The sequence below is a fragment of the Kitasatospora sp. NPDC057692 genome, assembly GCF_042799475.1.
Classification (GTDB): Bacteria; Actinomycetota; Actinomycetes; order Streptomycetales; family Streptomycetaceae; genus Kitasatospora.
Map to the genome: position 1 here is coordinate 1 of NZ_JBHVIV010000003.1, position 22,219 is coordinate 22,219.

General features: G+C 73.6%; 16 protein-coding genes, 1 tRNA gene, 1 other RNA gene and 2 pseudogenes. 17 read left to right on the forward strand and 3 right to left on the reverse strand.

Annotated features, from left to right (window positions below):
• From ACFVFS_RS02205 to prfB, 3 genes and pseudogenes are all read left to right on the forward strand, one after another.
• Positions 1 to 283, forward strand: a pseudogene (locus ACFVFS_RS02205) (serine/threonine protein kinase); the annotation flags it as partial.
• 222 nt (positions 284 to 505) lie between these two features.
• A complete protein-coding gene (locus ACFVFS_RS02210) occupies positions 506 to 1,765 on the forward strand; it encodes a serine/threonine-protein kinase (protein WP_380619146.1) in 1,260 nt (419 codons plus the stop codon).
• Positions 1,766 to 1,955: 190 nt separating this feature from the next.
• The gene (gene prfB, locus ACFVFS_RS02215; RefSeq protein WP_376089627.1) at positions 1,956 to 3,068 is read left to right on the forward strand and encodes a peptide chain release factor 2; all 1,113 of its coding nucleotides are present in this window, start codon (positions 1,956 to 1,958) and stop codon (positions 3,066 to 3,068) included.
• A gap of 88 nt (positions 3,069 to 3,156) precedes the next feature.
• Here prfB and ACFVFS_RS02220 read toward each other — a convergent pair whose 3' ends face one another.
• Positions 3,157 to 3,351 carry a hypothetical protein gene (locus ACFVFS_RS02220; RefSeq protein WP_344325125.1) on the reverse strand — a complete coding sequence of 65 codons (195 nt, stop codon included), beginning with the start codon at positions 3,349 to 3,351 and terminating at the stop codon, positions 3,157 to 3,159.
• 351 nt (positions 3,352 to 3,702) lie between these two features.
• Between ACFVFS_RS02220 and ftsE the strand changes: the two genes are divergently transcribed.
• The 8 genes and pseudogenes from ftsE to ACFVFS_RS02260 all read left to right on the forward strand — a co-directional run bounded on the left by ftsE (position 3,703) and on the right by ACFVFS_RS02260 (position 12,766).
• Complete coding sequence (gene ftsE, locus ACFVFS_RS02225) at positions 3,703 to 4,392, forward strand: cell division ATP-binding protein FtsE (RefSeq protein ID WP_350544679.1); 690 nt, start codon at positions 3,703 to 3,705, stop codon at positions 4,390 to 4,392.
• A gap of 76 nt (positions 4,393 to 4,468) precedes the next feature.
• Positions 4,469 to 5,380 (forward strand): permease-like cell division protein FtsX, encoded by a 912-nt coding sequence (gene ftsX, locus ACFVFS_RS02230; RefSeq protein ID WP_376089622.1) that lies wholly within the window; start codon positions 4,469 to 4,471, stop codon positions 5,378 to 5,380.
• A 122-nt stretch (positions 5,381 to 5,502) separates the two neighbouring features.
• On the forward strand, positions 5,503 to 6,651 hold the full coding sequence (locus tag ACFVFS_RS02235; protein WP_380619149.1) for a S41 family peptidase: 1,149 nt from the start codon (positions 5,503 to 5,505) through the stop codon (positions 6,649 to 6,651).
• Positions 6,652 to 6,695: 44 nt separating this feature from the next.
• Positions 6,696 to 7,172, forward strand: a complete 477-nt coding sequence (smpB, locus tag ACFVFS_RS02240; RefSeq protein WP_350544683.1) for an SsrA-binding protein SmpB — start codon at positions 6,696 to 6,698, stop codon at positions 7,170 to 7,172.
• A gap of 87 nt (positions 7,173 to 7,259) precedes the next feature.
• Positions 7,260 to 7,640: a transfer-messenger RNA gene (ssrA, locus tag ACFVFS_RS02245) on the forward strand.
• A 128-nt stretch (positions 7,641 to 7,768) separates the two neighbouring features.
• The gene (locus tag ACFVFS_RS02250; protein WP_380619151.1) at positions 7,769 to 10,084 is read left to right on the forward strand and encodes a HelD family protein; all 2,316 of its coding nucleotides are present in this window, start codon (positions 7,769 to 7,771) and stop codon (positions 10,082 to 10,084) included.
• A 368-nt stretch (positions 10,085 to 10,452) separates the two neighbouring features.
• Positions 10,453 to 11,862: pseudogene (locus ACFVFS_RS02255) on the forward strand (NAD-dependent malic enzyme); the annotation flags it as partial.
• Between the two features lie 622 nt (positions 11,863 to 12,484).
• Positions 12,485 to 12,766, forward strand: coding sequence for an HU family DNA-binding protein (locus tag ACFVFS_RS02260; RefSeq protein WP_030308200.1), 282 nt, complete (start codon positions 12,485 to 12,487; stop codon positions 12,764 to 12,766).
• A 75-nt stretch (positions 12,767 to 12,841) separates the two neighbouring features.
• On the opposite strand, the gene murA is transcribed toward ACFVFS_RS02260, so the two are convergent.
• Entirely contained in the window at positions 12,842 to 14,194 is a 1,353-nt protein-coding gene (gene murA / locus ACFVFS_RS02265) for a UDP-N-acetylglucosamine 1-carboxyvinyltransferase (protein ID WP_380619153.1), read from the reverse strand.
• Positions 14,195 to 14,493: 299 nt separating this feature from the next.
• Between murA and ACFVFS_RS02270 the strand changes: the two genes are divergently transcribed.
• The 6 genes from ACFVFS_RS02270 (at position 14,494) to ACFVFS_RS02295 (ending at position 21,931) form a co-directional block, all read left to right on the forward strand.
• Entirely contained in the window at positions 14,494 to 15,078 is a 585-nt protein-coding gene (locus ACFVFS_RS02270) for a YqgE/AlgH family protein (RefSeq protein WP_380619155.1), read from the forward strand.
• A 92-nt stretch (positions 15,079 to 15,170) separates the two neighbouring features.
• Entirely contained in the window at positions 15,171 to 15,452 is a 282-nt protein-coding gene (locus tag ACFVFS_RS02275; protein ID WP_380619157.1) for a DUF3039 domain-containing protein, read from the forward strand.
• A 95-nt stretch (positions 15,453 to 15,547) separates the two neighbouring features.
• On the forward strand, positions 15,548 to 17,155 hold the full coding sequence (locus ACFVFS_RS02280) for a beta-N-acetylhexosaminidase (protein ID WP_380619159.1): 1,608 nt from the start codon (positions 15,548 to 15,550) through the stop codon (positions 17,153 to 17,155).
• A gap of 323 nt (positions 17,156 to 17,478) precedes the next feature.
• Positions 17,479 to 18,345 carry an FAD binding domain-containing protein gene (locus ACFVFS_RS02285; protein WP_380619430.1) on the forward strand — a complete coding sequence of 289 codons (867 nt, stop codon included), beginning with the start codon at positions 17,479 to 17,481 and terminating at the stop codon, positions 18,343 to 18,345.
• Positions 18,342 to 19,607 (forward strand): 2Fe-2S iron-sulfur cluster-binding protein, encoded by a 1,266-nt coding sequence (locus ACFVFS_RS02290; RefSeq protein WP_380619161.1) that lies wholly within the window; start codon positions 18,342 to 18,344, stop codon positions 19,605 to 19,607. The genes ACFVFS_RS02285 and ACFVFS_RS02290 overlap by 4 nt, the downstream gene beginning before the upstream one ends.
• Positions 19,604 to 21,931 carry a xanthine dehydrogenase family protein molybdopterin-binding subunit gene (locus ACFVFS_RS02295; RefSeq protein WP_380619163.1) on the forward strand — a complete coding sequence of 776 codons (2,328 nt, stop codon included), beginning with the start codon at positions 19,604 to 19,606 and terminating at the stop codon, positions 21,929 to 21,931. The genes ACFVFS_RS02290 and ACFVFS_RS02295 overlap by 4 nt, the downstream gene beginning before the upstream one ends.
• A gap of 108 nt (positions 21,932 to 22,039) precedes the next feature.
• Here the strand turns inward: ACFVFS_RS02295 and ACFVFS_RS02300 are convergent.
• A tRNA-Cys gene (locus tag ACFVFS_RS02300) sits at positions 22,040 to 22,111 on the reverse strand.
• Positions 22,112 to 22,219: the final 108 nt, after the last annotated feature.

Here is a 22,219-nt window from a genome sequence, read left to right on the forward strand (position 1 = left end):
CCGCGAGCCCCCGCAGCGCCGCGCCGAGCCGCCGCACGAGGCCCCCCGGGAGGCGCCGCGGGAGTCGTCGCGCCGCGAGCCGCGCCCGCGCAGCCGCAACCGGATGTACATCCCGGGCCTGGGCTGCCTGAAGGGCTGCCTCGTGGTGCTGCTGGTGCTGGCGGTGGCCGCGGTGGCGCTGTGGAACTTCACCCCGCTGCCGGACTACTGGGCCAACGTCCAGGACTGGTTCACCAGCGCGAAGGACTGGGTGACCGGACTGTTCGACAGCGCGAAGAACTGACGCGACGGTTCCCGGGGCCCTCCGGAAGGCCCCGGGACCCGGGCTCCGCAGCGGGATTGACGCTTTGTCGATAATTCGCGAGATTTCCCGCCGTCCAGGACCCGCCGAGCGCCTCGGGCGGCCCGCGGAGGGCGTCCGGGCGCGTAGGTTGGTCGCTGTTGTCCCGCCCCACCGAGCGCCCCCGGACCCTCCCGGAGCGCTCCCGCCGCCCACGGAGCAGCATTGGCACGCAAGATCGGCAGCCGCTACACCGTCCACCAGGTGATCGGCCGGGGCTCGGCCGGGACGGTCTGGCTCGGCGAGGGCCCGGACGGTCCGGTCGCGGTCAAGCTGCTCCGCGAGGACCTGGCCGCCGACCAGGTGCTGGTCGGGCGCTTCGTGCAGGAACGCGCCGCGCTGACCAGCCTCGACCACCCCCGGGTGGTCGGCGTGCGCGACATGGTGGTCGACGGCAGCGACCTCGCCCTGGTGATGGAGCTGGTCCAGGGCACCGACCTGCGCTCCCGGCTGGAGCGTGACGGCGCGCTGCCCCCGCAGACCGCCGCCTCGATCATCGCGGACGTCGCCGACGGCCTGGCCGCCGCGCACGCGGCCGGCATCGTGCACCGGGACGTCAAGCCGGAGAACGTGCTGCTCGACCTCTCCGCCGCCCCCGGGCCCGGCGGCGCCCCGCGCGCCAAGCTGACCGACTTCGGGGTGGCCCGGCTGGTCGACGCCCCGCGCCGCACCCGCGCCACCCGGATCATCGGCACCCCCGACTACCTCGCCCCCGAGATCATCGAGGGCCTGGAGCCGCGCGCCGCCGTCGACATCTACGCCCTCGCCACCGTGCTGTACGAGCTGCTGGCCGGCTTCACGCCGTTCGGTGGCGGCCACACCGGCGCGGTGCTGCGCCGGCACGTCACCGAGCAGGTGCCGCCGATCCCCGGGCTGCCGGACGGCCTGTGGCGGATCATCGCCGAGTGCCTGGCCAAGGCCCCGGCCTCCCGGCTGCGCGCCGCCGAGCTGGCCGCCCGGCTGCGCGAGCAGCTGCCGGCCCTGGCCGGGCTGCCGGTGCTGGCCGTCCCGCAGCAGGGCCGGGCGCCCGCCGAGGAGCAGCTGACCCCGGCCGAGGCGGTGTACGCCGAGGTGGACGCCGCCCCCGGCACCCACAAGCGCCGCCGCGGCCCGGCCGTGCCGCTGGTGCCCGGTATCGCCCCGGACTCCACCCGGGACACCCACACCAGCCTGCGCCGCCCGTCCGCGCACGAGCTGGCCTCCTACGCGGCCGAGTCGCGGGCCCAGCGCACCGCCCCGGGGGCGGCCCACCGCCGGGACCGCCAGGCGCTGCTGCGCCGCCGCCGGGTGCTGGCCGTGCTGCTGGCCGTCGTCCTGCTGCTGGCCGGCGCGGCCGCGGCCTGGACCGCCTTCGCCGCCACCGCCCCGGACGCCGGACCCGGCTCCCGCCCGGCCACCGTCTCCACCGCGCCGCGGGCTCCCTAGCGGCCCGTCCCGAGTCCGTCCCGGGCCCTTTCCGAGCCCTTTCCGGGCCCGCCCCGAGCCCTTTCCCGGGCCGTTCCGGGCCGGACGGACGGCCTGCGGGCGCCCCGCGGAGGGGCCGCGGACGGGTCGTGTGCGCCCCGGACGCCCCCGCGGTCGTCAGAAGCCCCCCGGGAACCATTACCCTGGGGGCGTGGCAGCCGTCGATCCTTCCGAAGAGCTCAAGAACCTCGAAACGACCATGGGGTCGATCGAGGCCGTCCTCGACCTGGACAAGATCCGGGCCGACATCGCGCGCCTGGAGGAGGAGGCAGCCGCCCCCGACCTGTGGGACGACCTGGCGAACGCGCAGAAGGTGACCAGCAGGCTCTCCTTCCTCCAGGGCGAACTGCGCAGGGTCGAGGGCCTCCGCGGCCGCATCGACGACCTGGGCGTCCTGTTCGAGCTGGCCGAGGCCGAGGACGACGCGGACACCCGCGCCGAGGCCGAGACCGAGCTGACGGCCGTCGCCAAGGCGGTCGAGGAGCTGGAGGTCCGCACCCTCCTGTCGGGCGAGTACGACGCCCGCGAGGCGCTGATCAACATCCGCGCCGAGGCCGGTGGCGTGGACGCCGCCGACTTCGCCGAGCAGCTGATGCGCATGTACCTGCGCTGGGCCGAGCGGCACGGGTACCCCACCGAGGTGTACGACACCTCGTACGCGGAGGAGGCCGGCATCAAGTCCGCGACCTTCACCGTCAAGGCCCCGTACGCCTACGGCACCCTCTCGGTCGAGCAGGGCACGCACCGCCTGGTCCGCATCTCCCCGTTCGACAACCAGGGCCGCCGGCAGACCTCGTTCGCCGGTGTCGAGGTGCTCCCGGTCGTCGAGCAGTCCGACCACGTCGACATCGACGAGTCGGAGCTGCGCATCGACGTCTACCGCGCCTCCGGCCCCGGTGGCCAGGGCGTCAACACCACCGACTCGGCGGTGCGCATCACGCACATCCCGACCGGTGTGGTGGTCTCCTGCCAGAACGAGCGCTCGCAGATCCAGAACAAGGCGTCCGCGATGAACGTCCTCCAGGCCAAGCTGCTGGAGCGGCGCCGCCAGGAGGAGCGCGCGGCGATGGACGCGCTCAAGGACAGCGGCAGCTCCTGGGGCAACCAGATGCGCTCCTACGTGCTGCACCCGTACCAGATGGTCAAGGACGTCCGCACCGAGTTCGAGGTCGGCAACCCGCAGGGCGTGCTGGACGGCGACATCGACGGCTTCATCGAGGCCGGCATCCGCTGGCGCAAGCAGCGCGAGACCGCCGCGCAGTAGCGCGACGGGCGGCCCCCGCCCCTCGCAGGACCGAACGTGCGAAGGCCCCCGACCGGTTCACCGGGCGGGGGCCTTCGCCGTACGTCTCTCAGGCCAGCGCCTGCCGCGCGATCAGCGCCACCGCGAGCAGTCCGGCCAGCACGGCCAGCAGCATCGCGGGGGAGAGCGCGGCGAACGGACCCTGCTGCTCCTGCAGCCGGGCCCGGGTGGCACGGCACGCGGGGCAGCGGCCCTCGCTGACGCGGCCGTTGCAGTGGGCGCACACCAGATGGTCGCAGGTCATGCGATCTCCTCCTCGCTGCTACTGCAAACGCACCGGACCGGGCCTTGGTTCCTTCTCGTTGCCCTGTGCGGCGGAGCGGTCGGGCCCGACCGCACCCTCCACTCTGCCAGGTTCCCGGCGTTCCGGCCCCCGGGCTGTGAGATGGCTCCCAATTTTCGGGGCATACCCGGTCATTCTCCCCCAGTTCCCCGCCGCTGTCGCGGTCCGAACCTGCGGGCCGACCGCCCGTTCGCGTATGGTCCCAAGCCGGGAGCGGCCGTTCCGCTCCCCTCGCCCGCCCCGGGTCGGGCACACCGAGGGGCGGACCGACCCAGGACTGGCGCCGCCTAGGATGGCCTCCGTGATGCAGCCGTGATCAGATTCGACAACGTCTCCAAGACCTATCCCAAGCAGAACCGTCCCGCCCTGGACAACGTCTCGCTGGAGATCGAGAAGGGCGAGTTCGTCTTCCTGGTCGGCTCGTCCGGCTCGGGCAAGTCCACCTTCCTGCGGCTGTGCCTGCGCGAGGAGCGCCCCAGCAGCGGCGAGGTGCACGTGCTGGGCAAGGACCTGGGCAAGCTGTCCAACTGGAAGGTGCCGCACATGCGCCGCCAGCTGGGCACCGTCTTCCAGGACTTCCGCCTGCTGCCCAACAAGACGGTCGCGCAGAACGTCGCGTTCGCGCTGGAGGTCATCGGCAAGCCGAAGAGCGCCATCAACAAGGTGGTGCCCGAGGTGCTCGACCTGGTCGGCCTCGGCGGCAAGGAGGACCGCATGCCGGGCGAGCTGTCCGGTGGTGAGCAGCAGCGCGTGGCGATCGCCCGGGCGTTCGTCAACCGCCCGATGCTGCTGATCGCGGACGAGCCCACCGGCAACCTCGACCCGCAGAACTCGGTCGGCATCATGAAGCTGCTCGACCGGATCAACCGCACCGGCACCACCGTACTGATGGCCACCCACGACCAGGCCATCGTCGACCAGATGCGCAAGCGCGTCATCGAGCTCGACAAGGGGCTGCTGGTCCGCGACCAGGCCCGCGGCGTCTACGGGTACCAGCACTGACCGCTCGGCGCTGAACCCGTGGGCCGCCCGCCCGCCTCGTCCGACCAGCAGTACCGACCCTGGAGTTGTTGAACGCATGCGCGCCCAGTTCGTCCTGTCGGAGATCGGTGTGGGTCTCCGCCGCAACCTGACGATGACCATCGCGGTCGTCGTCAGCGTCGCGCTCTCCCTCGCCCTCGCCGGTGCCTCCCTCCTGGTCCGCGACCAGGTCAACTCGATGAAGGGGTACTGGTACGACAAGGTCGAGGTGAGCATCTACTTCTGCACCAAGGCCGACGCCCGGAACTCGCCCCAGTGCGACAAGGGCGCGGCCACCGACCAGCAGATCGCCGACATCAAGACCCAGCTGGACAAGATGGACTCGGTGGTCCAGTCCTCGACCTTCGAGAACTCCGCCGAGGCGTACAAGCACTGGAAGGAGATGAACCCGGACAACCCGCTCATCTCCGTCCTCGGCCCGGAGGCCATCCCGCAGTCCTGGCGGGTCAAGCTCAAGGACCCGACCAAGTACGACGTCATCCAGAGCGCCTTCGCCGGCAAACCCGGCGTCAAGTCGGTCGAGGACCAGCGGAAGATCCTGGAGAACCTCTTCGGCCTGCTGAACGGCCTCCAGACGGCGGCCTTCGTCATCATGGTGCTGATGCTCTTCGTCGCCCTGCTGCTGATCGTCAACACCGTCCGGGTGTCGGCGTACAGCAGGCGGCGCGAGACCGGCATCATGCGCCTGGTCGGCGCCTCGAACTTCTACGTGCAGATGCCGTTCATCGCGGAGGCCGCGTTCTCCGCGCTGCTCGGCGCCGTGATGGCCGCGGGTCTGCTGCTGGGCGGCCACTTCTTCGTCCAGAACTGGCTCGCCGACCGGGTGCAGTTCATCCACTTCATCGGCCTGTCCTCGGTGCTGGCGGTGATACCGCTGCTGGTCGTGGTGGGTATGGGCATGGCCGGCATCGCGGCCTTCTTCACCCTCCGCAAGTACCTCAAGGTCTGAGGCCCGGGGGCCCGGACGGATCCGGCGGCCCCGGACGGCACTGCGCCGTCCGGGGCCGTCGGCGTTCCGTCGCGGTCCCTTTCCGGGTCGCGGCGTTTCCGAAGGGTTCTAGACTCCGGTCCATGCCAGTCACTCCCCGCGCGGCGCGTCAGGTGGCCACCCTCAGCCTGGTGTTCGGCGTGGTCCTGCTGGCCGGGGCCGCCACCGGCGCCTGGGGCGAGCCCGGTGCGACGGCGCGGCCGCCGTCCGCCGACACCGCGCAGGCCGCCGCCGCGACCATCGGCGCCGGCCAGGACCCGGCCGGCGCCGACCTCTCCGAGCAGCAGGCCGAGCACCTGATCGGCGCCACCGGCGACCGCTGGGGCGCGTACTACAGCGCCCAGGAGTACGCCGAGTTCAGCCAGGGCCTGGACGGCCGCTACCTCGGGGTGGGCCTGTCCGTGGGCCGCGGCGAGGACGGCGTCACCACCGTCTCCCAGGTGCGGCCCGCGGGGCCGGCCGCCGCCGCCGGGATCGCGGTCGGCGACCGGCTGCTGCGGATCGGCGAGGACCAGGCCGACCGGCTGCCGGTCACCGAGGTGGTCGCCCGGCTGCGCGGACGCGAGGGGGCCGAGCGCCGGCCCGGTTCGGAGGTCGTGCTGGCCGTGCGGCGGGACGACGGCGAGGAGCGCGAGGTCCGGCTGCGCCGGGCGCTGCTGGACAGCCAGCAGGTGACCGTCGAGCACCTGGCGGGCGGCGTGGTGCGGATCGCCGTGGGGGCCTTCACCTCCGGCGTGGCCGAGCAGGTGCGCGCCGCCGCGCGCGGCGCGCGGGCCGGCGTGGTGCTCGACCTGCGCGGCAACTCCGGCGGGCTGGTCGAGGAGGCCGCCGGCACCGCCGGGGTCTTCCTGGACGGCGGCCCGGTCGGCTCCTACCAGGACCGCGGCGGCACCCGGGAGCTGACCGCCCCGCCCGGCGGCGACCAGCGCACCCCGCTGGTGGTGCTGGTCGACGGCGGCACGATGAGCGCCGCCGAACTGCTCACCGGCGCCCTGCAGGACCGCGGCCGGGCCGTGGTGGTGGGCGGGCGCACCTTCGGCAAGGGCACCGTCCAGCAGCCCAGCCGGCTCGCCGACGGCGCGGTGCTGGAGCTGACCGTCGGCCGCTACTACACCCCGGCCGGCCGTTCCCCGGAGGGCACCGGTCTGGCCCCGGACGTCCCGGCGGGCGCCTCCGAGGACGCCGCCGCGCTCGCCCTGCGCGTCCTGGCCGGGCTGGGCAGCCGCGCGTAAAGGGGCTGCCCGGCACCGGGTGGAGGTGCGAGAATGACCGCGCTATGGCAAAGGAAACCGGACACAAGCTGATCGCGCAGAACAAGAAGGCGCGACACGAGTACACCATCCTCGACACCTACGAGTGCGGTCTCGTGCTCACCGGCACGGAGGTGAAGTCACTGCGCGAGGGGCGGGCCAACCTGGTCGACGGTTACGCCTACATCCAGAACCACGAGGCGTGGATCGACAACGTCTTCATCCCCGAGTACACCCAGGGGACGTGGACCAACCACGCGGCGCGGCGCAAGCGCAAGCTGCTGCTGCACAAGCTGGAGATCCGCAAGATCGAGACGAAGGTCCGGGACGCCGGCCACACCCTCGTCCCGCTCTCGCTGTACTTCAAGGACGGCCGGGTGAAGCTCGAACTGGCGCTCGCGGTCGGCAAGAAGCTGTACGACAAGCGGCAGACCCTGCGCGAGAAGCAGGACACCCGTGAGACCGCGCGCGCGGTGGCGGCCGCCCGGCGACGCCAGCGTTAATCGGCTGGACCCTCGCTGGTCGCCTCGCGTACCATGGGGCCCAGCACCACGGACGGTCTCCGTCCGCGCTGTTTCTCAACAAAACATGGGGATGATCGGTTTCGACAGGGGATGTTGAAACAGGGGAAGCGAGCCGAGGAACGCGGCAATGATCTCGTTAACCACGTGTCGCAAAAAATAATCGCCAACTCTAAGCGCGATTCCCAGCAGTTCGCTCTCGCTGCCTAATAAGCACCGATAGCGCTTGGGTGTCAGCCCGGGGAGTTCCCGACCCGGATCCTGGCATAATCTAGGGAACTCAACCGTCCGCCCGGGCTGCGGGGGCGGAGGGGAAATCAAACAGCAGCTGGGCCTGTTGGCGGCTTGTCCGCGTGACCGCCAGGGCCGAGAAAAGCACAGCGGACTGCGCTCGGAGAAGCCCTGAATTAACTCCACTGGACCCGGGTTCGATTCCCGGCATCTCCACCACCCCATGTTGACAGTGAAGGCCGTCCACCGCGTTGCGGAGGGCGGCCTTCACGTTTCCCCCGGCCGGGGCGTAGGATCGTCCGTCCGCTCGTTTCCCGGAGCCGGATTCCGCCGCAACCACCGAGGCCATGCAGAGCAACACGGACACCAGCACCACGGACACCGCCGCCACCGACCACGAGACCGTGCGCGCGCGCGAGATCGCCGGTGAGCAGCGTCACCTCGACACCGTCTACCACCGCCTGGAGGAGAAGCTCGCCGAGGCCGAGTACATCCTGGAGGACGCCGCCAAGCGCGTGCACGTCGGGACCCCCGGCGCGCTCGCCGAGCGCGACGCCCAGGTGTACCGGGCCGGGGCCCACCTCCAGCGGCTCAACAACGAGTTCGAGGACTTCCTGTTCGGCCGCATCGACCTCCAGCGGCCGGACGCCCCGGAGGAGCACGGCATCCCCTCCGCCACCCCGCTCGACCCGGCCGACCCGGCCGTCGCCGAGACCCTGCACATCGGCCGGCTCGGCGTGCTGGACGCCGAGTACGGCCCGCTGGTGATCGACTGGCGGGCCCCCGCCGCGGCGCCGTTCTACCGCTCCACCCCGCTGGAGCCCGGCCGGGTCATCCGGCGCCGGGTGATCCGCTCCAAGGGGCGCAAGGTGATCGGCGTCGAGGACGACCTGCTGCGCCCCGACCTCACCCCCACCCTGGACGGCGAGGAGCTGGCGGTGGTCGGCGACGGCGCGCTGATGGCCTCGCTGGGCCGCGCCCGCAGCCACTCGATGCGCGACATCGTCTCCTCCATCCAGAAGGAGCAGGACGAGGTGATCCGCGCCGCCGCGGCCGGCGCCACCCTGGTCACCGGCGGCCCCGGGACCGGCAAGACCGCCGTCGCGCTGCACCGGGCGGCCTTCCTGCTCTACCAGGACCGCCGCCGCTACGCCGGGGGCATCCTGGTGGTCTCGCCGACCCCGCTGCTGGTCTCCTACACCGAGGGCGTGCTGCCCTCGCTCGGCGAGGAGGGCCAGGTCGCGATCCGCGCGGTCGGCTCGCTGGTCGACGGCATCGAGGCGGGCACCTACGACACGCCCGAGGCGGCCCGGATCAAGGGCTCGGCCCGGATGGTCCAGCTGCTGCGCCGGGCCACCCGGGCCGCGCTGGAGCCGGGCGCGCCGCAGGAGCTCAAGGTGGTCGCCCGCGGCGAGGTGCTGAAGCTGGACGCGGGCCGCCTCAAGGCGGTGCGCGGCAACGTCATCGGCTCCGGCGGCACCCCGCTCAACCTGCTGCGCCCGCGCGCCCGCCGGCTGCTGCTGGACGCGCTCTGGCAGCAGGCCGTCCGCCACCTGCCCAAGCCCGCCGACCACTACGCCCGTGAGCAGCGCCAGGAGGAGAAGGAGTCCTTCGACGACTACGTCTCGGACGAGGCGCCGTTCCTGGACTTCCTGGACGCCTGGTGGCCCGCGGTCACCCCGCGCCGGGTGCTCGGCACGCTGAAGCACGCCCGGCACATCAACCGGATCGCCCGCCGCGCGGTCTCCCCCGACGAGGCGAGGCTGCTGGCGGCGTCCTGGCGGCACCTGTCGGAGCGCGGCGAGGGCGCGCTGTCGGCGCACGACGTGGCGCTGGTGGACGAGCTGCAGGTGCTGCTCGGCGAGCCGGCCCGGCCGAAGGTCCGCGAAGTGGACGCGGTGGACCTGCTGAGCGGCCTGGAGGAGGTCACCACCTTCGCCGACCGCTCCGCCCGGCAGCGGGATCGGGTGCCGGCCGAGCGGGTCGAGTACGCGCACGTGATCGTCGACGAGGCGCAGGACCTCACCCCGATGCAGTGGCGGATGATCGGCCGCCGTTCCCGGATGGCCACCTGGACCATCGTCGGCGACCCGGCGCAGTCCTCCTGGCCGTTCCCCGAGGAGGCGCAGGCCGCGCTGGACGAGGTGCTGTCCGGCAAGCCCCGCCGCCGCTTCACGCTGACCGTGAACTACCGCAACCCCGCCGAGATCGCCGAGGTGGCGGCCAAGGTGCTGGCGCTGGCCGCGCCGGGCACGCCGTCGCCGAGCGCGGTGCGGCACGTGGGCGTCGAGCCGCGCTTCGCGGCCGTCACCGACCCGTCGCCGGAGGCCTTCGGCGCGGGCGCCCGGGCCGAGCTGGAGCGGCTGCTGGGCGAGGTGGACGGCACGGTGGCCGTGGTGGTGCCGATGGACCGGAGGGCCGAGGCCGCGGGCTGGGCCGAGGGGCTGGGCGAGCGCGTGGTGGCGCTGGGCAGCCTGGAGGCCAAGGGCCTGGAGTACGACGCGACCGTGGTGGCCGACCCGACCGGGATCGCCGGCGAGTCCGAGGCGGGCCTGCGGGTGCTGTACGTGGCGCTGACCCGGGCGACCCAGCGGCTGACCGTGCTGTCCGGCCCGGACGACCTGCCGGACGCCGCCGGGGTGCCGGCGCTGCTGCGCGACTGACGGCCCGTACGGCCGGTCCGGGCTCCCGGGCCGGCCGTACGCCGTCACGGTGTGCGACCACGGCGAAGGCCCCCCACCCGGTGGGTGAGGGGCCTTCAGAAGCTACGACACCGACCCGCCATGCTCGCCTCGCGGCAAGTGGTCCCTCGAAGGGACGAAGGTTGGGCCCGGGGGCTTGGATCGAGCCGGTGTCCCGTCCAATGTAACGCATCGGGCGGTGGAGGCAAGAAGTTGTCGGGTCCGCACACTCAATGAACGTTATTTCTGACTACGCCCTGGTAGGTGCGACCATCGACGTCTAGCATGCGCAAGCGAGGGCTTCAACAAATTGTTGAACTCGCGGACGGAAGACGGAAGAAGGAACGTCGATGGCGACGGTGCCCAGTGTCTCGAACTCGATCACGGTGCGGCTGGAGGTGCCGGCCAGAGGCAACGCCGTCAGCGCGATCACCACGGCGGTGGAGTCCTCCGGCGGCTCGGTGACCGGGCTCGACGTGACCTCCTCCGGCCTGGAGGCGCTGCGGATCGACGTGACGGTCGCCGCCTCCTCGGTGGCGCACGGTGAGGAGATCGTCGAGAAGCTCCGGGCGATCGACGGCGTCACCATCGGCAAGGTCTCGGACCGCACCTTCCTGATGCACCTCGGCGGCAAGATCGAGATGTCCTCGAAGCTGCCGATCCGCAACCGCGACGACCTCTCGATGATCTACACCCCGGGTGTCGCCCGGGTCTGCATGGCGATCGCCGAGAACCCCGAGGACGCCCGCCGCCTCACCATCAAGCGCAACAGCGTCGCGGTGGTCACCGACGGCTCCGCCGTGCTGGGCCTGGGCAACATCGGCCCGGCCGCCGCACTGCCGGTCATGGAGGGCAAGGCGGCCCTGTTCAAGCGCTTCGCCGGGATCGACGCCTGGCCGATCTGCCTGGACACCCAGGACACCGACGAGATCGTGGCCATCGTCAAGGCGATCGCCCCGGGCTTCGCGGGCATCAACCTGGAGGACATCTCCGCGCCGCGCTGCTTCGAGATCGAGGCCCGGCTGCGCGAGGCCCTGGACATCCCGGTCTTCCACGACGACCAGCACGGCACCGCGATCGTGGTGCTGGCGGCGCTGATGAACGCGCTCAAGGTGGTCGGCAAGGAGATCGCCGACATCCGGGTGGTGATGTCGGGCGCCGGCGCCGCGGGCACCGCGATCCTCAAGCTGCTGATGGCGGCCGGCGTCGAGCACGCCACCGTGGCGGACGTGAAGGGCGTGGTCCACGAGGGCCGCGACGACCTCAACGACAGCCTGCGCTGGATCGCCGAGCACACCAACCGCTCGGGCCGCACCGGCACCCTCAAGGAGGCCGTGGCCGGCGCCGACGTGTTCATCGGCGTCTCCGCCCCGAACGTGCTGGACGGCGACGACCTGGCCACCATGGCCGAGGACGGGATCGTCTTCGCGCTGGCCAACCCGGACCCGGAGGTCGACCCGGCGGTGGCCCGGCAGACCGCCGCGGTGGTCGCCACCGGCCGCAGCGACTTCCCCAACCAGATCAACAACGTGCTGGTCTTCCCCGGCGTCTTCCGTGGCCTGCTGGACGCCCAGAGCCGCACCGTCAACACCGAGATGATGATCGCCGCCGCCCGGGCCCTGGCCGCCACCGTCGGCGACGACGAGCGCAACCCGAACTACATCATCCCCAGCGTGTTCCACAAGGACGTCGCCAAGACCGTCGCCGCCGCCGTCCGGGAGGCCGCCCTGGCCGCCACCTCGGAGGAGCCCGCGCCGGCCCGTCCGACCCCGGGCATCGTCGGCACGCTCGACACCGCCTCCTTCGGGGCGGTGGGCTTGGGGGGCCGCCCCCCCCGCGGGGCCCCGCGCGGGGCCCCGGGCGCCGCGCCCCCGCGGGGGCCGGTCGCAATGTGTCGCGGATCGGTCAAATGCCCGATTAGCGGTCGTACCCGCCCGTTCCCGCCCCGAACCCTTGCGACACAAGGGCGAGGGGCGTGTTTGGGCTTGTCGGACCTAGGGCGTACGGTAGCCCTGCACGGGGCAGGCGTGTCCGACAAGTACGGAACGTCCCCCCGGTCCTCCGGCGCGTCCTCCCGACCGCCGCCCGCGCCCGGTCCGCCGGAGCCGACGGAGCGTCACACCTCCGGCGGGCGGGCGCTGTTCGGGTCGTGATGCCGGTGCCCGATTGGCATTCTCGGGGCCGGTCGGGGCAGGATTCGTATCCGGGCAGGCAGGCGGGCCTTCGAAGGCACGGCGCGCGGCACTGGGTGCGGACCCGGCTCGCGACCACGCATTGCCTGCATGAGCACAGTGTGCGGACCTGCGGCCCATCCGGGTGCTCCCCGGTGGGAGCACCGATGGGCCCCCGCACACCGCAAGCGAACAGACCACAGGAGTACACATGAACCGCAGTGAGCTGGTGGCCGCGCTGTCCGAGCGCGCCGAGGTGACCCGCAAGGACGCCGACGCCGTTCTGGCCGCCTTCGCCGAGATCGTCGGCGAGGTCGTCGCCAAGGGCGACGAGAAGGTCACCATCCCCGGTTTCCTGACCTTCGAGCGCACCCACCGCGCCGCTCGCACCGCCCGCAACCCGCAGACCGGCGAGCCGATCCAGATCCCCGAGGGCTACAGCGCCAAGGTCAGCGCCGGCTCCAAGCTGAAGGAAGCCGCCAAGGGCGCCTGAACCACCCCTTGAACGCCGGAGAGGCCGGGTCCCCGTCGCGGGGGCCCGGCCTCTCGCCGTGGCGGGGGGCGCCGGTCAGGCGCCGACCAGCTCCTCGCTGCCCTGCTCGCTCGGCAGCTCGACGTGGGCGCCGAGGTCGCGCAGCTTGTCCATGAAGTTCTCGTAGCCGCGGTTGATCAGGTCGATGCCGTGCACGGTCGAGGTGCCCTCGGCCGCCAGCGCCGCGATCAGGTACGAGAAGCCGCCGCGCAGGTCCGGGATGACCAGCTCGGAGCCGATCAGCTTGGACGGGCCGGAGACCACCGCGGAGTGCTGGAAGTTGCGGGCGCCGAAGCGGCACGGGGTGGCGCCCAGGCACTCGCGGTAGAGCTGGATGTGCGCGCCCATCTGGTTGAGCGCGCCGGTGAAGCCCAGCCGGGACTCGTACACCGTCTCGTGCACGATGGACAGGCCGGTCGCCTGGGTCAGCGCGACCACCAGCGGCTGCTGCCAGTCGGTCTGGAAGCCGGGGTGGACGTCGGTCTCCAGCGCGATCGCGGTGAGCTCGCCGCCCGGGTGCCAGAAGCGGATGCCCTCGTCGTCCACCTCGAAGGCGCCGCCGACCTTCCGGAAGGTGTTGAGGAAGGTCATCATCTCCAGCTGGCGGGCGCCGCGGACGTAGATGTCGCCCTTGGTGGCCAGCGCCGCGCAGGCCCAGGAGGCCGACTCCAGGCGGTCCGGCAGCGCGCGGTGGGTGTAGCCGTCCAGCTCGTCGACGCCGGTGATCAGGATGGTGCGGTCGGTGCCCAGGGTGATGATCGCACCCATCTTCTGCAGCACGCAGATGAGGTCGACGATCTCCGGCTCGATGGCCGCGTTGCGCAGCTCGGTGACGCCCTCGGCGAGCACCGCGGTGAGCAGCACCTGCTCGGTCGCGCCGACCGAGGGGTAGGGCAGCTCGATCCTGGTGCCGCGCAGGCGCTGCTGGGCGACCAGGTAGGTGCCCTGCGGGTGCTTCTCGATGGTGGCGCCGAACTGGCGCAGCACCTCGAAGTGGAAGTCGACCGGACGGCCGCCGATGTCGCAGCCGCCCAGGCCCGGGATGAAGGCGTGGCCCAGGCGGTGCAGCAGCGGGCCGCAGAACAGGATCGGGATGCGCGAGGAGCCGGCGTGCGCGTCGATGTCGGCGACGTTGGCGCTCTCCACGTGCGAGGGGTCGAGGATCAGCTCGCCGTCCTCGTCGCCGGTGCGCACGGTCACGCCGTGCAGCTGGAGCAGCCCGCGGACCACCTTGACGTCGCGGATGTCCGGGACGTTGCGCAGTCTGCTGGGGCCCTGCCCGAGCAGGGCGGCGACCATGGCCTTGGGCACCAGGTTCTTCGCACCGCGGACGCGGATCTCGCCTTCGAGCGGGTTTCCGCCGTGGACCAGCAGGACGTCGTCGGTCATCGTTCTCGCAATCCGGGGTGCCAGAGGAATGGGTGCGGCTCGGCGACGAGCCATGCGGTGGAACGGTTGCACGGGCGCGTCGGGCCCCCGGAGTGACCGAATCGGCACCGTGGACGGGCGTCCACCATCAGTAGATGGTAGTGGCCGTGCCGACGGTTCCCGTGAGCCTCTCCCGTGATGGTGCTCTCCCCGGGCGCCGCGGCGCGCGCCGGCGCGTCCGTACGGGTGTTCGCGGCCGATTCCCCGATCCTCCGGTTCTCGGGTGTCCGCCGCCGGGCGTTCTGCGGGATCATGTGGGCATGACGGCGGCCCATTCGCACGCAGGCCGGTCCCACACCGGCCGTCTGCTCGTCGCGACGCCCGTGCTCACCGACCCGAACTTCGCCCGGGCGGTGGTGCTCCTCCTCGACCACGACGCCGAGGGGGCGCTCGGCGTGGTGCTGAACCGGCCGACCCCGGTCGAGGTCGGCAGCGTGCTGGACGGCTGGGGCGTGCTGGTCGGCCGGCCGGCGGTGGTGTTCCAGGGCGGGCCGGTGGCGCTGGACTCGGCGCTCGGCCTGGCGGTGGCGCCGGGGGAGCCGGGCACCGGCGAGCCGCTCGGCTGGCGGCGGGTGCACGGGGCGATCGGCCTGGTGGACCTGGAGGCGCCGCCCGAGGTGCTGGCCGGCGAGCTGGGCGCGCTGCGGATCTTCGCCGGGTACGCGGGCTGGGCGCCGGGGCAGCTGGAGTCGGAGATCTCCACCGGCGCCTGGTACCTGGTGGACTGCGAGCCGGGGGACATCTCCAGCCCCGAGCCGGAGCGGCTCTGGCGCGCGGTGCTGCGCCGCCAGCGCGGCCCGCTGGCCCTGCTGGCGAGCTACCCGGACGATCCGACGCTCAACTGAGGGCCGCCGCGGCCCGGCGGGCGCGACCGCGCCGGGCGCGGGCCGCCGCGACACTGGCCCGGTTTCGCGGGGCGCCCATAGACTTGGCACCCATGAGCACTCTTGAGCCCGAGCGCGGCCTCGGCACCGGCACCCTGGTCGAGCCCGTCCCCCAGGTGTCCCACGGGGACGGCGACCACGAGCGCTTCGCGCACTACGTCCAGAAGGACAAGATCATGGAGAGCGCCCTCTCCGGATCCCCCGTGGTGGCGCTCTGCGGCAAGGTGTGGGTGCCCGGGCGCGACCCGAAGAAGTACCCGGTCTGCCCGATGTGCAAGGAGATCTACGACGGCATCGGCAAGCCGCAGGGCGGCGACGACAGCGGCAAGCAGTAGGCGGACCGCTCCGTTTTCCGCACCGCCGTTTTGCATTGCACGGCGATTCCGGAGTGGTCTATGCCAGTCGTCCGGGCCGGGGGGAGGATGGCGCAATGGACCTCATTCCCGCCCCCGTGAGTTCCGTCCGCCTCCCGGACCAGGACTTCCCGCTCGACCGGACCACCACCCTGACCGCACCGCCCGAGCTGGCCGGGGCCGAGCGGTGGCTGCGCTCCTCGCTGACCGCCGCCACCGGGCTGCCGCTCGCCCCCGGGCGGCCCGGCGAGGGCGTCGAGCTGGTTCACGACGACACGCTGGCCGCCGAGGCGTACCGGCTCTCGGTGCGCCCCGGCCGTGCGGTGATCACCGCCGGCGGGCCGGCCGGGGCGCTCTGGGGCGCCCAGACGCTGCGCCGGCTGCTCGGCCCGGACGCCTACCGGCGCGCCCCGCTGCGCTCGGAGTGGGTGCTGCCCGGCGTGGACGTCGAGGACGCGCCCCGGTTCGGCTGGCGCGGCGTGCTGCTGGACGTCGCCCGGCACTTCCTGCCCAAGGCCGACGTGCTGCGTTTCGTCGACCAGCTGTCCGCGCACAAGCTCAACGTGCTGCACCTGCACCTGACCGACGACCAGGGCTGGCGGGTGGAGATCAAGCGCTACCCGCGGCTCACCGAGACGGCGTCCTGGCGCGAGCGCTCGATGGTCGGCTACCGGGCCGGCCAGCGCCGCGACGACCGCCCGCACGGTGGCTTCTACACCCAGGCCGACCTGCGGGAGATCGTCGCCTACGCGGCCGAGCGGGGCGTCACGGTGGTGCCCGAGATCGAGCTGCCGGGCCACACCCAGGCCGTCGTCGCCGCCTACCCCGAGCTGGGCAACACCGACGTGGTGGACACCACGGGCCTCGGCGTCTGGACCGACTGGGGCGTCAGCCACAACGTGCTCAACCCCTCCGAGGCCACCCTGCGGTTCTTCGAGGGGGTGCTGGAGGAGGTCCTGGAGCTCTTCCCGTCCGAGTTCATCCACCTCGGCGGCGACGAGTGCCCCAAGGAGCAGTGGAAGGACAGCGTCGCCGCGCAGGCGAGGATCCGCGAGCTGGGCCTGTCCAACGAGGACGAGCTGCAGAGCCACATCATCCGGCACTTCGACCGCTGGCTGGCCGAGCGCGGCCGGCGGCTGATCGGCTGGGACGAGATCCTGGAGGGCGGCCTGGCCCCCGGCGCCGCCGTGTCGTCCTGGCGCGGCTACGGCGGCGGGATCGCCGCCGCGCAGGCCGGGCACGACGTGGTGATGTGCCCGGAGCAGCACGTCTACTTCGACCACCGGCAGGCGCCGGGTGAGGACGAGCCGATCCCGGTCGGCTTCGTGCGCACCCTGGAGGACGTCTACCGGTTCGAGCCGGTGCCCGCGCAGCTCGACGAGACCGCGGCCCGCCGGGTGATCGGCACCCAGGCGAACCTGTGGAGCGAGTTCATGCACAGCGCCCGGGACATCGACTACCGGGCCTTCCCGCGGCTCGCGGCCTTCGCGGAGGTCGCCTGGTCGGCGCTGCCCACCGACCCGGCCGCGCGCGACTTCGCCGGGTTCGAGCAGCGGATGGCGGGCCACCTGGAGGTGCTGGACGCGCTCGGCGTCGAGTACCGCCCGGCCGCCGGTCCGCACCCCTGGCAGACCTGGCCCGGCGTCCAGGGCCGGCCGATCGAGGGGCCGCCGCCGGTCGTCTGACGGCGCGCCGGGCGGGCGGACGGACGTGGCCCGCGGGAACTTCCGAGCGGTCGTCGGACGTCAAGAACAGATGAACATCCGACCCGGTCCGTAGCGGACCGGGTCGGATACCGCCCGGTTTCGGTCCCAATCGGGCAGTACCGTTCGCCTGTCCCGAAATGATCATCGAGCATTGTGTGCCAGAGTTGCCCAACCCGGCCCGATCGCCCGTACCCTACGGGCCAGGCCGGGCTGCCGGAGCAAGGACCCCGGCCGAGGGCCGCGGGCGGCAGGCGATCGATGAGCAAGTGGAGCACGGTGGGACCCAGGTGAACCGGACGATCATGCTGCCGGCCTCCCTCGACGAGGCCGTCGAAGCGCTGGCCGCTCACCCGGCCGCGGTACCGGTGGCCGGCGCCACCGACCTGATGGAGGCCGTCAACGCCGGGCGCCTGCGCCCCGCCGCCCTGGTCGGCCTCGGGCGGATCACCGAACTCCGCGGCTGGCGCTACGAGGACGGCGGCACCGCCGTGCTGGGCGCCGGGCTCACCCACGCCCGGATGGACCGCCCCGACTTCGCCGCGCTCATCCCCGCGCTCGCCGACGCGGCCCGCACCGCCGGCCCCCCGCAGGTGCGCAACGTCGGCACCCTCGGCGGCAACATCGCCACCGCCGCCCCGGCCGGCGACACCCTCCCGGTGCTCGCCGCGCTGGAGGCCAGCGTCACCCTCGCCCGGGCCGGCGCCACCCGCGAGGTCCCGGTCAGCCACCTGCTCACCGGCCTCGACCCGCTGCGCCCCGGCGAGCTGCTCACCTGGGTGCGCGTCCCGCTGCTGCACGCCCCGCAGGTCTTCCTCAAGGCCACCGGCCGCAGCGGCCCGGCCCGCGCCACCGCCTCCGTCGCCCTCGTCCTCGACCCCGCCCGGCGGGCCGTGCGCTGCGCCGTCGGCGCCGTCGCCCCGGTGCCGCTGCGCCCCCTGGAGGCCGAGGCCTGGGTGGCCGGCTGCATCGACTGGGACGGCTCGCGGGAGATCGACCCCGCCGCGACCGCCGCCTTCGGCGAGTACGTGGCCACCGCCTGCGTGCCCGACGGCTACGGCGCGGAGGGCGCCTGGGAGGCCGTCACCGAGGGGCCGAGCGCGGCCGCCGTCCGGCTGCGGCGTACCGTAGCCGTGCTGGCCCGCAGGGCACTGGGAAGGGCGCTCAAGTGACCACAGACCACCCCATCGAGGCCCTGGACGCGGGGCTCCTCGACCATGCGCACGACCACGCGCCGCAGGTCAGCCGCGAACTGCGGCCGACCACCTCGTACAGCCTGCGGGTGAACGGCTTCGAACGGCCCGTCACCGACGCCTGGATCGGCGAGAGCCTGCTCTACGTGCTGCGCGAGCGGCTCGGCCTGGCCGGCGCCAAGGACGGCTGCGAGCAGGGCGAGTGCGGGGCCTGCTCGGTACAGGTCGACGGGCAGCTGGTGGCCGGCTGCCTGGTCCCCGCCGCGCTGGCGCAGGACAGCGAGATCAACACCGTCGAGGGCCTGTCGGCCGGCGGCGGCGCCAGCGACGTCCAGCAGGCGCTGGCGGAGTCCGGCGCGGTGCAGTGCGGCTACTGCGTGCCCGGCCTGGCGATGGCCGTGCACGACCTGCTCCAGCGCAACCACCGGCCCACCGAGGTCGAGGCGCGGCAGGCGCTGTGCGGCAACCTCTGCCGGTGCACCGGCTACCGGGGCGCCCTGGCCGCCGTGCAGAGCGTCGCCGACGCGCGCGCGGCCGAGGCGGCGGACGAGGCGGCCGCCGCCGAGGAGAGCGCCAAGAGCGCCAAGGCCGCCAAGGCCGCCGCGGCCCCCACCCCGGAGGAGACCGCCCCGCAGGCCGTTCCGGCACCCGCCGCGGTCCCCGCGGAGGACGCCGCGACCGCCGCCGACCTGCCGGTCTACACCGACGGCGACGCCTGGATCGAGCACGTCCCGCAGCCGCCCGCCGGGGAGCCCGCCCCGGTGGCGGCCCCCGCCGCGGGGGCGCCGTACGACGGCGCCGGCGGCTACGACAGCGGGGTGTACGACACCACCGTGCTGGCCCCGATCCGGGACGTCCCGCCGGCCGACGGCTCCACCGGCTTCCACCCGGTCCAGGGCTACCCCGGGCAGCAGCCCTACCCGGGCGCCACCCCCGCGCACGGCACCTACCTGCCCGGCGCCGGCGGCTACCCGGAGGCGGGCGGCTACCCGCAGCAGCCCGGCTACGACCAGGCCCCGGCCTACGACGGCGCGGTGTACGACGGCCCCGTCTACGAGACCCCGGCCGCCGGCTACCCGCAGCAGCCCGGCCACGACGGCGGCACCCCCGCGCACGGCACGCCGTACGTTCCCGCGCCCCCGCACGGCGCCCCGGCCGAGGGCACCGCCCCGGCCGGCGTCCCGTACGGCGCCACCCCCGCCCACGGCATCCGGCTCCCCGAGGACGACCACGCATCATGACGTCGCCTACCGACATCGGCGCAGCACTCCCGCAGGACGGCGACGCGGGCGGCGCGACGGAGCCGTTCGGGCTGGGCAGCTCCCCGCTGCGCAGCGACGCCCTGCCCAAGGCGCTCGGCATCTACCCGTACGCCTCCGACCTGTGGGCCGAGGGCCTGCTCTGGGGCGCGGTGCTGCGCTCGCCGCACCCGCACGCGCGGATCCGCGGCATCGACACCTCGGCCGCGCTGGCCCTGCCCGGCGTGCACGCCGTGGTCACCGCCGCCGACCTGCCGTCCGGCCCGGACGGCCTGCCGGACGGCGCGCCGTCCGGACCGATCGTCGCCGACCGGCCGGTGCTCGCCGCCGGGGTGGTCCGCCACCACGGCGAGCCGGTGGCCGCGGTCGCCGCCGACCACCCCGACACCGCCCGGCTCGCGGTCGGCCTGATCGCCGTCGACTACGAGCCGCTGGACGCCGTCATCGACCCCGAGCAGTCCTTCACCGCCCCGGCGCTGCACCCGGACGGCAACCTCTTCCGCCACCTGCCGCTGCGCACCGGCGACCCGGAGGCGGCCGGCGAGATCGTCGTCGAGGGCCTGTACCAGGTCGGCCGGCAGGACCCGGCGCCGCTGGGCGCCGAGGCGGGCCTGGCCGTGCCCCGCCCGGACGGCGGGGTCGAGCTGCACCTGTCCTCCACCGATCCGCACGGCGACCGCGACCGCACCGCCGCCTGCCTGGGCCTGGAGCCGGACCGGGTCCGGCTGGTGGTCACCGGCGTGCCCGGCGCCACCGCCGACCGCGAGGACCCGTCCTTCCAGGTCACCCTGGCGCTGCTGGCGCTGCGCACCGGCCGTCCGGTGAAGATGACCCTCACCCGCGAGGAGTCCTTCCACACCCACGCCTCCCGGCACCCGGCGCTGCTGCGCTACCGCCACCACGCGGACGCCGAGGGCCGGCTGGTGAAGGTCGAGGCGCAGATCCTGCTGGACGGCGGCGCCTACGCGGACGTCTCGGCCGAGGCGCTGGCCGCCGCCACCGCCTTCTCGGTCGGCCCGTACAACTGCCCCAACGTCTTCGTGGACGCCTGGGCGGTGCGCACCAACAACCCGCCGGCCGGCCGGATGCGCGGCGAGGGCGCGCTGCAGGCGTGCTTCGCCTACGAGTCGCAGCTGGACCAGCTGGCCGCCCGGGTCGGCGTCGACCCGGTGGAGATCCGCCGCCGCAACGTGATGGCGACCGGCGACCCGCTGCCCACCGGACAGGCCGTCACCTGCCCGGCCCCGGTGGCCGCGCTGCTGGAGGCCGTCGCCGGGGAGCCGCTGCCGGCGCTGCCGGTGGACGACCCGGACGCCGAGTGGCTGCTGCCGGGCGGGCCCGGCGGCGCCGGGGACCCGGCCGCGGTGCGGCGCGGCATCGGCTACGCGCTGGGCATGGTGCACATGCTGGGCGCCGAGGGCGAGGACGAGGTCTCCACCGCGACGGTGCGGGTCAGCGGCGACCACGCCACGGTGATCTGCGCCGCGGTCGACGCCGGGCAGGGCTTCGCCACGCTGGCCCGGCAGATCGTGCAGAGCGTGCTGGGCGTCAGCGAGGTGTACATCGCGCCGGCCGACAGCGACCAGTCGGTGGCCGGGCCGTCCGCCCGGGGCCGGCACACCTGGGTGTCCGGCGGCGCGATCGAGCGGGCCGCGCTGATGGTCCGCCACCAGCTGCTCCAGCCGATCGCCGCCAACTTCGGGATGTCGGCGGAGCTGCTGCAGATCGCCGACGGCAAGATCACCTCGTACGACGGGGTGCTCGGCATGCCGGTGGCCGAGGCGCTGGAGGGCAAGGAGCTCTGGGCGACCGCGCAGTGCCGCCCGCACCCGACCGAGCCGCTGGACGAGGCGGGGCAGGGCGACGCCTTCGTCTCCATCGCGTTCTGCGCGATGCGCGCGGTGGTGGACGTGGACATCGAGCTGGGCGCCGTCCGGGTGGTCGAGGTGACGGTCGCCCAGGAGGTCGGCCGGGCGCTGAACCCGCGGCAGATCGAGGACCGGATCGAGGCGGGCGTGGCCCAGGGCGTCGGCCTGGCGCTGCTGGAGGAGCTCCGCACCGAGGGCGGCCTGCTGGCCAACCCCTCGCTCACCGGCTACCGGCTGCCGACCGCGCTGGACACCCCGGAGATCCGGGTGGCGGCGCTGCTGGAGGAGCGCGACGTGGTGGCCCCCTTCGGAGCCAAGGCGGTCAGCGCGGTGCCGGCGGTGACCGCGCCGGCGGCGGTGGCCGCGGCGGTGCGGGCCGCCACCGGACTGCCGGTGGGCCGGCTGCCGATCCGCCCGGAGGACGCCGTCACCGGCTGAGCGGACGGCCGGGGAATTCCGCCGAATTGCCTGCGGAATTCCCCGGGAAAAGCATGGCGAATTGCCGGTCGGCGCTTTCGGGCGCTGACCGGCAATTCGCTTTCGGGGAGGCCATGACGGGAATCGAACCCGTGTACACCGCTTTGCAGGCGGTTCCCTGAACCACTCGGGCACACGGCCGTGGGGTGGAGCCGACGGGGGCTGGACCGGGGGCGCGCTCAGGCGCAGCGGCAGCAGCGACAGGCGCGACAACACCGGGGAGCGGTGGTACAGGTGCGGGGCGCGCGG